This is a genomic window from Serratia sp. C2(1), assembly GCF_036352655.1.
GTDB lineage: Bacteria > Pseudomonadota > Gammaproteobacteria > Enterobacterales > Enterobacteriaceae > Serratia > Serratia inhibens.
Window position 1 is genome coordinate 1 of sequence record NZ_JAZFBA010000040.1, and the last position, 255, is coordinate 255.

The 255-nt window shown below is 54.1% G+C and carries 1 rRNA gene; it reads right to left on the reverse strand.

The annotated features are described in order from the left end of the window. Window positions 1-255 (reverse strand): 23S ribosomal RNA (locus tag V2S86_RS25550); the annotation flags it as partial.

Here is a 255-nt window from a genome sequence, read left to right on the forward strand (position 1 = left end):
GGCTGACCCCATCAATTAACCTTCCAGCACCGGGCAGGCGTCACACCGTATACGTCCACTTTCGTGTTTGCACAGTGCTGTGTTTTTATTAAACAGTTGCAGCCAGCTGGTATCTGCGACTGGCTTCGGCTCCGAGAGCAAGTCTCTTCACCTACGCGCCAGCGTGCCTTCTCCCGAAGTTACGGCACCATTTTGCCTAGTTCCTTCACCCGAGTTCTCTCAAGCGCCTTGGTATTCTCTACCTGACCACCTGTG